Origin of the sequence: Bacillus swezeyi, assembly GCF_030908325.1 — a bacterium.
In the GTDB taxonomy this organism is placed as follows: domain Bacteria; phylum Bacillota; class Bacilli; order Bacillales; family Bacillaceae; genus Bacillus; species Bacillus swezeyi.
Genome location: NZ_CP133085.1, coordinates 2301605 through 2320090, shown reverse-complemented (window position 1 = coordinate 2320090; position 18486 = coordinate 2301605). Strand labels below are relative to the sequence as shown.

Below are 18486 nucleotides of genomic sequence, written 5' to 3'. Positions count from 1 at the left end.
AAAGGAGAGTCGCTGATGGTGCAGCAACCGGAAATACAAGATATATATCTGTTATCTTTTATGCAGGAGGGCATGCTGTTTCATTCACTGTTGGATCAGGAGTCGAGGGCCTACTTTGAACAGGCATCATTTACGATAAACGGTCCGCTTGATACAGAACGGTTTCAAAAAAGTTTAGATGCGATCATTGAGCGCTATGATATTTTCCGCACGACGTTTGTACACAAAAACGTAGCAAAACCGCGCCAAGTCGTGCTGAAAAGACGGCCCATCCGCCTTCAATTTGTGGACATTTCTCATTTAGATGTGGCGGCTAAAGAAGCATTTGTCGATCAATTCAAACAAGATGACAAGAAAAAAGGATTTGATTTGCAAACAGATCCCCTTATGAGAGTATCCATCTTAAAAAGGGAACACGAACAATACGACTGTATTTGGAGCCATCACCATATTTTAATGGATGGCTGGTGCTTTGGTATTGTGATGAAAGAATTTCTGACGATTTACAAATCTTTAGGCAAAGGACAGCTTCCTGATCTTGAACCGGTTCAGCCGTTCAGCAAGTATATTCAATGGCTGATGCGCCAAGATCGAAAGGAAGCTAAAAACTTCTGGAAAACAAGGCTTGTCAATGTCAAACAAACCACATCACTGCCCAAAACATCGACATCCTCAAGAAGAGGTCTTGAGCAGATTGAATTTACAATATCTAAAGAACAGACTGAAGGGCTGCAAAAATTAGCCTTGAACGCAGGTGCGACGCTGAACACGGTTTTTCAGGCATTATGGGGAATTGTTCTGCAAAAGGTCAATCGCTGTGATGACGCAGTCTTCGGCTCAGTTATTTCCGGGAGGCCGTCTGATCTTGATGACGTAGAAAAAATGGTCGGGCTTTTTATTAACACCATTCCCGTCCGGGTCAAAAGCGGGACATATTCGTTTTCGGAATTGGTCAGTCATTTACAGCAGGAGACATTGAAAGCGGAAGCGTACAGTTATTATCCTTTATATGATATTCAGGCACAGAGCACGCTGAAACAGGAGCTGTTTGACCATATTATCGTATTTGAAAACATACCGACCCAGCGCGAAATTGAAGGACTGAATCAAGCCGGTGCGTTCGATTTCACAGTCGAGGACTTCGCGATGGAAGAGGTAACCAACTACGGATGCAGCATTAAAATCATTCCGGGAAGCTCTCTTTATATTCGCATAAATTTTGATATCGGGCAGTATGATCCAGCCATGATGAAAAAAATCGAACTGTATTTGCGGCATATCATCGATTCTGTCATCGCTGATCCCAATCGACAAATAGCGCAAATTTCATTGCTTGGCGAAGAAACTGTCAGAGAGATGCTGTACGAATTCAATCAAACAGAGCCCGCTATTCCTTTGGCGTCGACGCTGAATGGTTTATTCACCCGCCGCGCGGCTCTCTCACCGCACATGCCGGCGGTTCGTTTTTCCGGCGGTATATTAACGTACCGAGAGCTTGATCAGTATACAAATCAACTCGCCCTCCGGCTGAAGAAGAAAGGTGTCACCAAAGAAAGTGTGATCGGCGTGCTCGCCGAGCGTTCACCGGAGATGGTGATCGCCGTGCTGGCTGTTTTGAAAGCCGGCGGCGCTTACGTGCCGCTTGATCCAAGCTATCCTGAAGAACGGCTTCACTACATGCTGAGCGACAGCGGCGCCAAGCTTCTCATCACAGGGCCGGGTTTATCCGTCTCAAGCTTTTCCGGGGAAACGCTTGAGGTCAACCTGTCATCACTTCAAACAGAACCAGCAGAGACAGAATCGGTTTGCGCCCATACAGATGGCGGCTCACTCGCCTATGTCATCTATACATCCGGTTCAACCGGGACACCGAAGGGGGTCGCGGTTGAGCACCGCCAGGCTGTCGCCTTTTTGTCCGGGATGCAGCGGCAGTTCCCATTAAGCGAAGACGATGTCATCGTGCTGAAGTCATCCTTTTCATTCGATGCTTCGATCTGGCAGTTGTTTTGGTGGATGATTCCCGGCGCCTCCGTGTATTTGCTTCCGCCGGGCTGGGAGAAGGATCCTGCTTTGATGACAGAAGCTTTCGCCAATGAAGGTGTGACGACGGCGCATTTTATCCCGGCGATGGCCAACAGCTTTTTAGACCAGGTGGAGATGGATACAGAGGAGAAAAGGACAAGCCTTGCGAAAACCCTCAAGCGCGTATTCGCCGGAGGTGAAGCGCTCGCTCCCCAGACAGCCGCGCGGTTTGCCCGCACTTTGCCGGAGACTGCGGTCATTCACGGCTATGGGCCGACAGAAGCTACCGTGGATGCCGCATTTTATCTGTACGACGACCAAAAAGACAGAGAACGGATGCGGCTTCCGATCGGAAAACCTGTACCAGGGGCGCGCCTTTATATTTTAGACAGTGAGAAAGCCGTCCAGCCAGCAGGGGTGGCCGGAGAACTGTATATCGCAGGCGCGGGTGTCGCCAGGTGCTACTTGAATCGGCCGGAGCTGACAAAAGAACGGTTTCTCGATGATCCGTTTTATCCAGGAGAACGCATGTATCAAACAGGGGACCTAGCGAGATGGCTCCCAGACGGCACTGTTGAATGGCTGGGCCGCACGGATGGTCAAGTGAAAATCCGCGGCTACCGGATCGAACCGGGAGAAGTCGAAGCGGTGCTTCGACAGATCGACGGGGTGCGGGAAGCGGCGGTTGCCGTACGGACAGAAGGAGAGGAAACCGCACTTTATGCCTATATTGAAGGTCAAGACCAACAGACTGTTCGGGCAGAGCTGGCCAAGCGCCTGCCGGCCTACATGATGCCTTCTTCCTTCATCGAGATGAAGGAGTGGCCTGTCACACCGAGCGGAAAGCTCGACCGCAAAGCGCTGCCCGCTCCAGACGGAGCGGTTGAGCGCGGCGCTTACACCGCGCCGCGAAACATCACGGAAATGAAGCTCGCCCAGCTTTGGGAAGAGGTGCTGAAAAACGGCCCTGTCGGCACTCACGATCACTTTTTCGAACGAGGCGGCCACTCGCTGAAGGCGACAGCGCTCGTCTCCCGCATTGCCAAAGTGTTTGGCGTGCAGGTGCCGCTGAAGGAGATCTTCGCCAAGCCGACACTAAAAGAGCTCGCAGCCGTCATTCAGGAATTGGATGAGAGCCCTTATGCGGGGATTGAACCGACGGAAAAAAGGGACACGTACCCGGTGTCATCGGCGCAAAAGCGGATGTACGTGCTCCAGCAGCTGGAAGACGGCGGTGTCGGCTACAATATGCCGGCGGCGCTCGAGTTGACGGGTCCGCTCGATCGCGTGCGGCTTGATACAGTTTTCAGGGAGTTGATCAAGCGCCACGAGTCGCTCAGGACGTCGTTTGAAACCGGGACAGACGGTGAGCCTGTCCAGCGCATCCATGATGATGCCCCATTTCAGCTCATGGAGATAGCGGCGGCTGAAGATTTTGTCCGTCCGTTCCAGCTTCAAGAAGCGCCGCTGTTCCGCGCTGCTCTCGTCAAAGAGTCGGATGACCGCCACCTTCTATTGGTGGACATGCATCACATTATTTCCGACGGGGTGTCCGTGAACACCTTGATCCGCGAGTTCGGCGAGCTGTACGCAAACCGGACGCTGGCTCCGCTGCGGATCCAATATAAAGACTACGCCGTCTGGCAACAGACATTCAAACAAGGGGAAAGGTATCAAAGCGAAGAAGCCTATTGGCTGAAGCAGCTCTCAGGCGAGCTGCCGGTGCTGGAGCTCCCGGCCGACAACGCCCGTCCTGCGGTACGAAGCTTTGCCGGGGATCAGGTGTCCTTTTCACTTGATGCGGACACTTCAGCCGATCTTTACAAGATTGCCCGCGACAATGGCTGTACCCTTTATATGGTCCTTCTCGCCGCATACAGCACACTTCTTGCGCGCCTCAGCGGACAGGAAGACATCATCATCGGTTCGCCGATCGCCGGACGGCCGCACAAAGACTTAGAGCCTGTCATCGGCATGTTTGTCAACACATTGGCGATGAGAACGCATCCGACAGAAAACAAACGTTTCAGCGATTTATTAAGAGAAGTGCGCCAAACGGCGCTTGAGGCATTCGAGCATCAGGATTATCCGTTTGAGGAGCTTGTCGACAAGCTCGGTGTCGTCCGTGATATGAGCCGCAATCCGCTGTTTGACGTCATGTTCGTTCTGCAAAATATGGAACGGGAATCAATGACTCTACATGACTTGCATTTGGCGGCTGCAGCTCATAACGTCCATAAAGTCTCAAAGTTTGATATGACCCTTTATGCAGCTGAAGAAGATCAAGGGACAATCCGCTTTGATGTTGAATTCAACACAGACATCTATCAAAAACAGACGATCAAGAAATGGATTTCCTACTATATTCATATTCTCAATCATGTGATCGGACATCAGAACATTCATCTCGGAGATATCCATGTATTGGATGAACATGAGACAAACTCATTGATTCACAAATTTAATCAGACAAAACAAGACTACCCGAAACACGAAACAATCAGCCGTTTATTTGAACATCAAGCTGCCAAAACACCTCACGCCCTGGCTGTTATACATGATAGACAAACCTTGACTTACCGGGAACTAAACGAACGGGCCAACAGAATAGCCGCTGCGCTGCGAGCAAATGGCGTCGGTTCAGAAAGTGTTGTCGCGTTATTAGCAAATCGCACGCCTGAACTTGCAGTCGGAATTCTCGGCATTTTAAAAGCCGGCGGAGCCTATCTTCCCATCGCTGAAGACATGCCGACAGAACGGTTGGAATGGATGCTGTCTGACAGCAAAGCTGATATTCTCCTCCAATCAGATCAATTAGAATGTCATATTACTGGAAAACGGTTATTCATAGAAGACATCCAGCTTGAGGCCGAAATCCCCGCTAGCAATCCCGAACAGCGGGGCGCACCTGATTCTCTCGCTTATATCATCTATACATCCGGATCAACGGGCACGCCAAAAGGCGCAATGGTTGAACAGCGCGGCGTCGTCCGCCTCGTGAAAAACAATGATATGGCGTTTACACCTGAGGACAGGCTCTTATTGACAGCGTCATTGGGATTTGACGCGATGACATTTGAAATATTCGGACCGCTATTAAACGGCGCTCGTTTATACATCAGTGACAAAGAAACTTATTTAGATTCCGATCAGCTCAAGACATTCATACAGCATAACGGAATCACGGCATTATGGCTGACATCATCTTTATTTAATCAATTATCAGAACAAAATGAACGAACATTTTCTGACCTGTCCAGATTGATTATCGGCGGAGAAGCACTGTCGCCAAACCATATCAACCGCGTTCACAACGCGGCGCCAGACCTGCTGCTATGGAATGGCTATGGTCCAACTGAAAATACAACGTTCTCAACCTGCTTTCAGATCGAACGCGCGTACAGCCATTCAATACCGATCGGCCGCCCAATCGCTAATTCTACCGCTTATATTGTCAACAGCCGCAGGACATTGCAACCCATTGGCGTCATCGGAGAATTATGCGTAGGCGGGGATGGGCTAGCCAGAGGCTACATCGGAAGACCTGAACTGACGAAAGAAAAATTTGTGCCGAATCCCTTCGCACCTGGTGAACGAATGTACCGGACCGGTGATTTGGCCCGCTGGCTGCCGGATGGGACGATTGAGTATATCGGACGGATGGACGATCAAGTAAAAATTCGCGGCTACCGGATTGAGCTGGGAGAAATTGAAGCGGCATTGCGGCAGATTGACGGTGTCAAAGAAGCAGCCGTCATCGCGCGAACCGGCTCCTCGGGACATAAAGAACTGCTTGCCTATATGAGCCTGCAAGCGGAAATGGACACCGAAAAAGTCAGATCTCTTCTTTCTCAGCAATTGCCTGGGTTTATGGTCCCGGCGCATATGGTTGAGCTTGCCGCCTTGCCGCTGACATCTAACGGAAAACTCGACAGAAGAGTGCTGCCTGAACCGGAGATCACAACGATCAACACAGCATATACACCTCCGCGTAATCAGTTGGAGGAACGGCTTGCCGTGATCTGGCAAGAGGTTCTCGGCGTTGAAAAAGTCGGCATTGAGGATTCGTTTTTTGAACTGGGAGGCGATTCGATTAAAGCCCTCCAAGTATCTGCACGCCTTGGACGTTTTGACTTAAAAATCACGGCAAGCGACTTATTCCGCCATCCAACCATCAAAGAAGCCGCACCTCTCATCCGCAAGACTGAGAGGATCATCGATCAGCGGCCGATTGAAGGGGAAGTTTCTTGGACGCCCGTTCAGCGCTGGTTCCTCGCGCAGCATATCGAAGAGCGGCATCATTTCAACCAATCTGTCATGCTTCACAGCTCAGAAGGATTTCAGGAACAACCGCTGCGGACGGCTTTACAGCATCTTGTTGTCCATCATGATGCCCTCCGCATGACAGTCAGCAATGAAGGCGGACAGCTGAAACAAATCAACCGGGGAATTCATGGCGAACTTTACAGCCTGAACATAGCAGACCTTTCTAAAGCAGCACAATGGGAGAACATGATTGAAAACGAAGTCGCTGATTTACAGCGCAGTATCCATTTGCAAAAAGGCCCTTTACTAAAAGCAGGCTTGTACAACACAATGTCGGGAGCTTATTTATTTCTCACCATTCATCATTTGGTCGTCGACGGGGTGTCATGGCGGATTTTGCTTGAGGATTTATCAACAGCATACAGTCAGGCAGCCACAGGACAACCGGTCCAGCTTCCACGGAAAACGGACTCATACCAATACTTCGCAAACCGGCTTGCGGAATACGCAGAGAGCAGCAAGATCATTCGCGAAGAATCGTATTGGCGTACTGTTGAAGAAGAAAAAGCTGCTTTACTTCCTTGCGAAAAACCGCAAAGCGCTGCGGACAACATTCGGAAAACGGTGAGCTTCACACTTTCAGAAGAAGACACACACGTTTTAATCCACAAGGTCAACAAAGCCTACAGCACAGACACCCAGGATATTCTGCTGACGGCCGCATCGTTAGCATTGTGCGATTGGACGGGGGAGAGGAAACTGCGCATTGCGATGGAAGGACACGGGAGGGAACACATCCTTCCTGAATTGGATATCAGCCGGACGGTCGGCTGGTTCACCTCAATGTATCCTGTGTTAATTGATTTACATGCAGCTGAAGGCGAGCTGGGGATGGCGGTGAAAACAGTCAAAGACACGCTTGGCAAAATACCGGATAAAGGAATTGGATATGGAATTTTGAAATATTTAACAGACTCGGAACGGAAAACGATCCAGTTTGGCAAAGCGCCTGAGATCGGTTTTAACTATTTAGGGCAATTCAATGATACAGAACACCAACAAATGTTCAGCTTTTCAGGGCTTGCAAGCGGAAAAGACATCACGCCCACATGGCAGCGCGAGCAAACGCTGGAAATGAGCGCCATGGTGACGCAAAATCAGCTGTATTTCAATTTGAGCTATCCGCCAAGCCGCTTCCAAACAACAACAATGAAACAGCTGCTGCACACGTTGAAACAATATTTGCACCAAATCATCAATCATTGCGCCGGTAAGCAAGAAACAGAAAAAACAGTCAGCGATTTTAGCAGCAAATCGTTAACAGCAGAAGATTTGGACAGTATTGCGGGCTTTGTCGAAGAACTGTAGAAACAGGAGGCAGGGAGAAAATATGACAAAAAAGCATGAGATTCAGGATATTTATCCGCTTTCTTATATGCAGGAAGGCATGCTATTTCACACCCTTTTCAAAAAGGATTCACAGGCATACGTCGAACAGGCCTCATTTTCAATGACAGGAAAGGTTGACACAGACATTTTTCAGAAAAGCATTGATGTTCTTTGCGCCCGGCACGATATTTTCAGAACGATTTTTGTCAGCCAAAATGTATCCGTTCCACAGCAGGTCGTCTTAAAAGAACGGACGATCACCGTAGAAGAAAAAGATCTGACTCATTTTGACCGATCCAGCCAGCTCGCATTGATCGATGATGTCAAAAAAACAGACAGAGCCAAAGGATTTCATCTGCAAAAAGATGGTCTGATGCGCGTCATTCTTCTCAAAACAGGAGAACGCGAATTTACATGCATATGGAGCTTCCACCACATCATCATGGACGGCTGGTGCCTCGGGATTGTCCTGAAGGAGTTTTTCCATATATATGCTTCCCTTTTGCGACGAGCGCCATTAAAGCTTGAGCCTGCTGTGCCTTACGGGACTTATATTCAATGGCTGATGGAGCAGGACAAAGAAGCAGCCGCCCGATACTGGGAGCGTTATCTTGAAGGATTTGACCAGCAAAGCGGGCTGCCGAAGCAAAAAAAAGCAGGCGCTAAAAACAGACAAGAAGACGTCGCCTTTTCTCTTTCTAAAACAGATACGGCCAAGCTGAAAGAGCTAGCCGCAAAGGAAGAGGTCACACTGAGCACCATATTTCACACGCTTTGGGGAATTTTGCTGCAAGCATATAACCAGACGGATGATGCCGTTTTCGGTTCGGTTATTTCCGGAAGGCCGTCTGAAATTGCAGAGATAGAGCGGATGATCGGCCTTTTCATTAACACGGTGCCGGTGCGGGTTACCGGCACAAAAACCCCTTTTGTGCAACTGATCAAACAAGTGCAAAAAGATGCTCTCAAAGGGCAGCCGTACAGCTACCACCCACTCTATGAGATACAGGCGGGATCTGCCGTAAAACAAGGTTTAATCGACCATATTCTTGTTTTTGAAAATTATCCTGTCGAAAAAGAAATCGCGATGCTGAACAACGGAAAAGATGCAGAAGATCTCTTTCACATTCATGATTTCAACATGGAGGACGAGACCAACTACAGCTTTTATCTGATGGTGGCACCAGGGGAAGACATTCATCTCAAAATGAGATTTGATTCCGGCATCCATGAACGTTCTTTCATCGAAAGCGTCAAAGGCCACTTGCAGCATATCATCGCACAAGTGCTGCAAAATCCGAATTTGACCCCGGAGGATTTGACGATCACGACACCGCAGGAACAAGAAGACCTGCTCAGCACGTTGAAAATGGAGACAAAGCAACGCAAATATGAAACAATCCAGTCGTTGTTCGAACGCCAAGCAGCACAAACGCCTGATGCAAAAGCGATTCACTATGAAGGACAGTCCACCACCTATAAAGAGCTGAATGAAACGGCCAATAAACTTGCGCGCATTCTCCGCAAACGGGGTGTCAAACGCCAGGAGCCGGTGGCGATCATTGTCGAACGGTCCCCGGCTTTAGCGGCGGGAGTCCTCGGCATTTTAAAAGCGGGCGCGGCTTTTGTTCCGATTGACCTGAGCCATCCTGTCGAACGCATTCGCTATTGTATAGAAAACAGCGGCTGTCAGCACATTGTATCACAGCGCAATTTGGCGGCTGTTACAAAGTCAGTCGAAACAGAGCGATGTGTGACATTCATGGAGGAAGCAGATACGGAAAGAGACGGAAGTAATGTCGAGATGGTCAACATAGCGGAGGATTTGCTTTACATCATGTATACATCAGGGACAACGGGGAAACCGAAGGGTGTTTTATTTGAACATCGAAATATGGCCAATTTGCTTGATGACCAATTTGAAAACTCATGTATTGATTTCAAAACAAATGTGCTGCAGTATGCATCTTGTGCGTTTGACGTCTGCTACCAAGAACTGTTTACAACCTTGCTTAGCGGCGGCACGCTTTGCATCGCGCCTGAATCAATCAAGCGTGACGCAGCTCAGTTGTTTTTGTTTATCACTACGCAGCAAACAGAAGTCGTCTTTTTTCCGACGGCTTTTGTGAAAATGCTTTTTAACGAGGAACACTATGCGAACAATTTTCCAAGCTGTGTGAAGCATGTCATCACAGCAGGAGAGCAATTGACGGTCTCGCATATTTTTAAGGCATTGTTAAAGCGGCACGGCATGCACTTGCATAATCATTACGGTCCGGCAGAAACCCATGTCGTCTCGACAAACACCATTCATCCCGAGGACGACATCCCGGATTCTCCGCCGATCGGTAAACCGATCAGCCATAATGCCATGTATATCCTTGACAGAAACAAACGGCTTCAGCCCCGCGGCGTAGCGGGGGAGCTTTACATATCCGGCTCGAGCGTCGGGAGAGGATATGTCAACAATCCAGCCTTGACAAAAGAGAAGTTTTTGCCCGACCCGTTTAGAGCGGGGGCCGTCATGTATCGAACAGGAGATATAGCAAGGTTTCGCGCAGACGGACAAATGGACTATATCGGCCGGACTGATGATCAAGTGAAAATCAGGGGCTACCGGGTCGAACCGAAGGAAATTGAGGTGACATTGGCGAATCACCATGCCGTTAAGGAAGCGGTTGTTCTTATTCAGGAAGACAGTGAAGGGGAACACGAATTATGGGCATACTACAGCACACGAAAATCTATCGATCCTTCTGTATTACGTCACGATTTGGCCGACGTCATCCCTGACTACATGATGCCTGTAAAATGGGCTGTTGTGCAAACGATTCCGCTTACCACAAATGGAAAAGTCGACAAAAGCGCCCTTCCTGAGCCAATATCAGCTGCTTCACATCAGCCATACGCCGCACCGCGCAATTTGAACGAGCTCAAGCTTTCACAGCTGTGGGAAGATGTACTGAAAAGGGGTCCTGTCGGCATCCGCGACAACTTTTTTGAACTGGGGGGCCATTCATTAAAAGCAACATCGCTCATCTCTCGCATCGCCAAAGAATGGAACGTTCAGATTCCATTAAGCGACGTCTTTGCCCATCCGACCGTAGAAGGATTGGCAGCTGTCATCAGTGAAGCAGAGGAAAACCCGTTTGCATCGATTCAGCGAGTACAGACGAAGGAGACATATCCGGTTTCTTCCGCGCAAAAACGGATGTATGTTCTGCACCAGCTTGATAGCGGAGGCATCAGCTACAACATTCCGGCCGTTTTGGAGCTAACAGGCGAGCTCGACCGACAGCGGGTGGAAGCTGTATTTCGAGAACTGATCCGCCGGCATGAACCCCTTAGGACAACATTCGAAACAAGAGAAGACGGTGAGCCGGTGCAGCGGATTCATGAAAAGGTCCCGTTTGCTTTTTCGAGCGAATCTTCATCTAAATCATTTATTCGTCCGTTTGATCTTGGAAAGGCTCCGCTTTTCAGGGCAGGCTTTGTGACAGTTGAAAAAGGACGGTATCTGCTTTTAGTGGACATGCACCATATTATTTCAGACGGAGTCTCCATTCATTTGCTCATGCAGGAATTCAGCGAGCTGTATAAAGGACACGAACTGGCGCCGTTACGCATTCAATACAAAGACTATGCCGCATGGCAAGAAACTTTCAAAACAAGCGACACATACAAGCGGCAAGCATCGTATTGGCTCAAACAGCTGGACGGTGAGCTGCCAGTGCTCGAATTACCGGCAGACAAACCGCGTCCCGCGGCAAAAAGCTTTGCAGGTGACAGGGTTCCGTTTGTGATCAGCCAAGAGCTTACATCACGTTTACAACAGCTCGCAGGAGAAAACAGGTGCACACTGTATATGACGCTTCTTGGGATATACACCGTTTTATTGTCGCGGCTAAGCGGGCAGGAAGAGATCATCGTCGGTTCGCCGATCGCGGGCAGGCCGCATGCTGATCTTGAATCCGTGCTCGGAATGTTTGTGAATACATTGGCTCTGCGAACACGTCCGATGAGCGGAATATCTTTCAAAAAATACTTGCAGGACATTCGAGAAACAGCGCTTGAAGCCTATGAACATCAGGACTATCCGTTAGAGGAGCTGGTTGACCGTCTCGGTGTTCAGCGGGAGATGAGCCGAAACCCGCTCTTTGACACAACGTTTGCGCTGCAAAATATGGAGCGGCAAGAGCTGGTGATGGAGGGCCTTGAACTTCGGCAGAAAGATATCAGCCACCCGATTTCTAAATTCGACCTGTCACTGTACATGACCGAAAACGGCGGACAATTATACTGTCAGTTTGAATACAGTACAGATTTGTTTGAACGGGAAACGATTCAAAAATGGGCCGATTTTTTTAAAACTTTGGCCAAAAACGCTGCACATCATCCTGAGCTGGACCATTTGTCAATACTTTCGAAAAAGGAAGAAATCGCACTTTTGCAAAATTTCAGCCCGATGAAAAAAAACGATTTCCCACTGGATCAGCTGCTTCATGATCAGCTCGAACAGCAGGCGGAAAAGACGCCTGATCGCCCGGCCGTTTTGGCGGATGGCATCTCTATCACCTATAGAGAATTGAATGAACGAGCCAATCAAATTGCTTGGAAGCTAATTGGCCGCGGCATTCAACAGGAAGATGTGATTGCCGTGATGGGCAGACGTTCACCAGACATTCTGATTGGGATTTATGGCATTTTAAAAGCGGGAGCTGCTTATTTGCCGATCGACCCGGACTACCCTACAGAACGGATCCGTTTTTTAATGAAGGACAGCGGCGCAAAGATCCTGCTTGCGGAATCTGATCTTGCCGAAGCATCGATGTTTGAGGGAACCATTTTAACGCTAGATGACGGCCGTGAGGAACACGGGGAAGCCGCATCCAATCCGAATCTGCCGGTGCCGCCTGATGCGTTAGCCTATATCATCTATACATCCGGTTCAACAGGACGCCCAAAAGGCGTGCAGGTTGAACACCGATCCGCGGTCAACTTTTTATATTCGCTGCAAACCCGCTACTCGCTTAACGACTCGGACATCATTCTGCATAAAACGTCTTACTCATTTGATGCTTCAATATGGGAGCTGTTCTGGTGGCCTTTTGCCGGGGCTTCTGTCTATCTGCTTCCTCAAGGAGGGGAAAAAGATCCTGATATCATTTTGAAAGCGCTGGAGGAAAAGGGAGTTACAGCGGCTCATTTTGTCCCTTCTATGCTTCACTCATTCTTGGAATATATCAATAACAGAAAAAAACCGGCCAACATCAGACATTTAAAAAGAGTTTTTGCAGGCGGCGAGCAGCTAGGGGCGCACCTCGTCTCCCGTTTTCATGAGCTTCTGCCGGGGGCGGAATTGACAAATTCATATGGACCAACGGAAGCGACGGTAGAAGCGGCATACTTTGATGTCCCTAAAAGGAAAACACTGCACCATGTCCCGATCGGCCGATCAGGACACAATATGAGACTCTATATTTTAAATAAAAAGCGGCAGCTTCTGCCGTTCGGCTGTCGAGGAGAACTGTATATCGCAGGCGCGGGTGTCGCCAGGGGCTACTTAAATCGTCCGGAACTGACAGAAGAACGGTTTCTCGATGATCCGTTTTATCCAGGGGAACGCATGTATCAGACAGGTGATCTGGCCAGATGGCTTCCGGACGGCACTGTTGAATGGCTGGGCCGCATTGACGGTCAAGTGAAAATTCGCGGCTACCGGATCGAACCGGGAGAAGTCGAAGCGGCGCTTCGACAGATCGACGGGGTGCGGGAAGCGGCGGTTGTCGCCCGGACAGAAGGAGAGGAAACCGAGCTTTATGCTTATATTGAAGGTCAAGACCAACGGACTGTAAGGGCAGAACTGGCCAAGCGCCTGCCGGCCTATATGATGCCTTCATCCTTCATCGAGCTGAAAGAGTGGCCTGTCACACCGAGCGGAAAACTCGACCGCAAGGCGCTGCCCGCCCCCGACGAAGCGGCTGAGCGCCGTGCTTATACCGCGCCGCGAAACATCACGGAAATGAAGCTTGCCAAGCTTTGGGAAGAGGTGCTGAAAAACGGCCCTGCTGGTATCGACGATCACTTTTTCGAACAAGGCGGTCACTCGCTGAAGGCGACAGCGCTCGTCTCCCGCATTGCCAAAGAGTTTGGTGTGCAGGTGCCGCTGAAGGAGATTTTCGCCAAACCGACACTGAAAGAGCTCGCAGACGTGATTCAGGAATTGGATGAGAGCCCTTATGCGGCGATTGAACCGGCGGAAAAAAGGGATGCGTACCCGGTGTCCTCGGCGCAAAAGCGGATGTATGTGCTCCAGCAGCTTGACGAAGACAGCACGGGCTACAATATGCCGGCGGCGCTTAAGCTGACGGGTCCGCTCGACCGCGCGCGGCTTGATGCGGTTTTTCGGGAGCTGATCCGCCGCCACGAGTCACTCAGGACGTCGTTTGAAACCGGGGCAGACGGCGAGCCTGTCCAGCGCATCCATGACGATGTCCCGTTTCAGCTCATAGAGGTAGCGGCGGCTGAAGACTTTGTCCGTCCGTTCCAGCTTCAAGAAGCGCCGCTTTTCCGCGCCGCTCTTGTGCAGGAAGCGGAGGAGCGTCACTTGTTATTCGTGGACATGCATCACATTATTTCCGACGGGGTATCTGTGAACACGCTCATCCGCGAGTTCTGTGAGCTGTACGCAAACCGGAGGCTGGCCCCGCTGCGGATTCAATATAAAGACTACGCTGTCTGGCAGCGGGCATTCAAACAAGGGGAGAGGTATCAAAGCGAAGAGGCCTATTGGCTGAAGCAGCTCGATGGCGAGCTGCCGGTGCTGGAGCTCCCGGCCGACAACGTCCGCCCGGCGGTGCGGAGCTTTGCCGGGAATCAGGTGTCCTTTTCACTTGATGCGGACACTTCAGCAGGCCTTTACCAGATCGCCCGCGACAATGGCTGTACCCTTTATATGGTTCTTCTCGCCGCATACAGCACACTTCTTGCCCGCCTCAGCGGACAGGAAGACATTATCATCGGTTCGCCGATCGCCGGGCGGCCGCACAAAGACTTAGAGCCTGTCATCGGTATGTTTGTCAACACATTGGCGATGAGAACGCATCCGACAGAAAACAAACGTTTCACTGATTTCTTAAGGGAGGTGCGCCAAACGGCGCTTGAGGCATTCGAGCATCAGGATTATCCGTTTGAGGAGCTTGTCGACCGGCTCGATGTCGTCCGTGATATGAGCCGCAATCCGCTGTTTGACGCCATGCTTGTCGTACAAAATATGGAGCGCCAAGAGCTTTTCCTGGATGGACTGCATATTCAGCCTGCCGATATGTCTCAGACCGTGGCGAAGTTTGATCTGACACTGCAAGTTTCTGAAGGGGATGGCCGCATTCATTTTCAGTTTGAATATGCATCATCCTTGTTTAAACAAGAAACGATCGAACGCTGGACATCCCATTTCATGACAATGCTTCAGCACATTGTCCATGCGCCGCAGACAGCGCTGCAAGCCATCAGCATGCTGACAGCTGAAGAACAACAGCTGCTGATGACAAGCTTCAACAGGATAACGGAACAACACCGCCCTGACACAACCGTTCATGAATTGTTCGCCCGCCAGGCGGCAAAATCGCCGAGTGCAACAGCTCTCATCACTCGGGAAGGTGTGCTCACTTATCAAGAATTAGACGAATGGTCAAACAAAATAGCGAGAACATTGCAAGATCGCGGGATTGGTCCGGATCTTACTGTAGGTATCATGATTCCCAAATCAACAGGCTTAATCGCAGCCGTCCTCGGGACTTGGAAAGCAGGGGGCGCCTATGTCCCAATTGACCTTGCATATCCGGACGAACGCAAACAATATGTATTGGCCGACAGCGGAGCAAAACTGCTGATCACCGATCGCAAGGCATTTCATCAAGTACCTGATGGTTTTAAAGGCGAAGTGCTGATGATTGAAGATGTTCGGGAACAGGACACCGCCCCCATTCAATCTGCTTCTAGACCTGATCATTTGGCCTATATCATCTATACATCAGGTACGACGGGCGAGCCGAAAGGCGTCATGGTGGAACACAGGGGAGTCGCTCATACACTCCAGTGGCGAAGCGCTTTTTATGAATTTAATGACAATGAGACCGCACTTCAGCTTTCCTCTTTTTCCTTTGACGCATTTGTCACAAGTATGTTTGCACCGCTTATATCAGGAGCAAAAATCGTCATCCCGACTGAAGAAGAGGCGAAAGACATTCTCGCCATTAAACAATACCTGGCCCATTACGGCATTACGCATATGAATCTCGTTCCGATTCTGTACCGGACATTGCTTGACGTATTGCAGCCAGAAGATACACAAACACTGCGAGTTGTCGCATTAGGAGGCGAAGCGGTTGACCGGAATTTGCTGGATCGAAGTTTCTCGCTCTGCCCTGACACAGAACTTGCCAATGAATACGGACCGACAGAAACCAGCATCACGACCACTGCAGCCAGACGGTTAAAACGACAGGAAAACGTCACGATCGGCCGGCCGATCGATCATACACATGTTTATATTTTAAAAGGGGATCACTTACAGCCTATAGGTGTCACCGGAGAACTTTGCATTACAGGTCCGGGGCTTGCAAGAGGCTATATCAATCTTCCTGGGCAAACGGCTCAAGCTTTCGTTCAAGATCCGTTCCACCCAGATCGGCGTATGTATCGGACGGGGGATTTGGCCAAATGGCTGCCGGACGGCACACTGCAATACGTCGGCAGGATGGATGAACAAGTCAAAATCAGAGGCTACCGGATCGAGATTAAAGAAGTGGAGGCGGCACTCTCCAGCCTTGCCGGAGTAAAAGAAGCGGCAGTGATGGATTCCGTTACCGCAGCGGGTCATAAGGAATTGTGCGCTTATATCGTTGTTGAAGGCGGCGCAGATTGTGACACGGTGCGCAAAGCGTTGGCCAAAAAAGTGCCAGCTTACATGGTTCCGGCGTTTCTCCAAACGCTTGATACATTGCCAATAAGGCCAAACGGGAAGCTAGATAAGCATGCACTTGCAAAGGTACCGCACAAGGAGCGAACTAGACAAACATTTACGGCTCCGTCCACTGATATTGAAAAAGAATTGGCCGCCATCTGGTGCGGGGTGCTCGGCGTGGACAAGATCGGAATTGACGAATCATTTTTTGAGCTTGGCGGAGATTCCATCAAGGCATTGCAAGTATCAGCGAGATTGCATCAATCAGGAAAACAACTAGCCGTAAAAGATATCTTTAGCCATCCGACAATCCAAGAATTGGCGCCCTATGTCCGTTCATCTCAACAGCCGATCAGCCAAGCATCTGTAGAAGGTGAGGTCATGTGGTCACCGGTGCTAAGATGGTTCCTGTCTCAAGATATGAAAGAAGCGCACCATTTTAATCAGTCTGTCATGCTGCATCGGACAAATCCGTTAGATGAAGATGCATTGAGGAAAACGCTAAAAGCGATAACCATCCATCACGATGCACTGCGACTGATATGTGCTAAAGATGAACGAGGGGACTCGCGCCTGTACAATCGTCCAGCGAACATAGGGGAGGATCAGCTTTACAACCTGCGAATCATCAATTTGACTGGCACACCAAAAGACAATGAACACTTCATCAAACAACAAGTTCGTGAGCTGCAAAAAGCAATGGACTTGGAAAACGGACCGCTAGTGCAAGCTGGACTCTTCCGCTCAGGCGAAGGTGATGACTTGTTTCTTTCTATCCATCACCTGGCCGTCGACGGCATATCATGGCGGATTATCCTGGAAGACTTGGCATCCGCCTATGAGCAGGCGGTTTGCGGAGACGACATAGCACTCCCGCCAAAAACAGCATCATTCCAAACATATACCGAACAATTAGCCAAATATGCTGAAAGCCGGCGACTATTACAGCAAGCAGACTATTGGCGCGCCATCGAACGACACAAAACAGATGCACTGCCAAAAGAGCAGACATATATCGATAAAACCGCTTTGAAAAAACGAGACACCCTATCATTTACTTTAGCTCAACAAGAAACAGTTGCTCTCCTTAAAGATGTGCACAATGCTTACAATACGAATACTCAAGACCTGCTTTTGGCTTCAGCCGTACTGGCCATTCAGCAATGGGCGCCGCAAAAAGCGCTAAAAATCGCGCTCGAAGGGCACGGCCGTCAATCAGAGGCGGCACATCACGATATCAGCCGAACCGTAGGGTGGTTTACCGCCATATATCCAGTCTTGCTTCAACTTGAACCCAATACATGGGCTGAGCATCATGAAGAATATATGATCCGCACATTAAAAATAATAAAAGACACGTTAAGACGGATACCTGACAAAGGATTTGGATACGGCGTACTCAAATATATGACACCGCCCGAAAAAGCAAAGATCAAATTCGGCAAAGCACCGGATATCTGTTTTAATTATCTTGGGCAATTTGACATCGCAGATCAGGCGCAAACCGAAAAAGAACAGCATGATGCGTTTACATTTTCGCCTTTGGGAGGCGGTGAGGATATCACCAGCACCTGGAAGCGTGAACAGTCGCTGGACATCAGCGCACTCATAGCCGAAGGCAGGTTGACCGTAAACATGACATATGAAACAGATCGTTTTCAGAAAGAAACCATTGAACGGCTTTCTCAAGATTGCCAGTACTATCTCAGAAAGCTGATGAACCACTGCCTCAGCAAGACTGAAACAGAAAAAACCGTCAGCGACTTTGATGATCGCGAGCTGACCGAGGAAGCTTTAAAAAGTATCACCGACTTACTCGGATTCCATTAAAAGAGCGGGGGAAA

2 protein-coding genes are annotated in these 18486 nt (G+C 49.6%); both read left to right on the top strand.

Going from position 1 to position 18486, the window contains the following annotated elements; all coding sequences use genetic code 11:
• Positions 1-15 precede the first annotated feature (15 nt).
• Positions 16-7656 carry a non-ribosomal peptide synthetase gene (locus RBH91_RS11345; RefSeq protein WP_307891648.1) on the top strand — a complete coding sequence of 2547 codons (7641 nt, stop codon included), beginning with the start codon at positions 16-18 and terminating at the stop codon, positions 7654-7656.
• A 22-nt stretch (positions 7657-7678) separates the two neighbouring features.
• A complete protein-coding gene (locus tag RBH91_RS11340; protein WP_307891647.1) occupies positions 7679-18472 on the top strand; it encodes a non-ribosomal peptide synthetase in 10794 nt (3597 codons plus the stop codon).
• Positions 18473-18486: the final 14 nt, after the last annotated feature.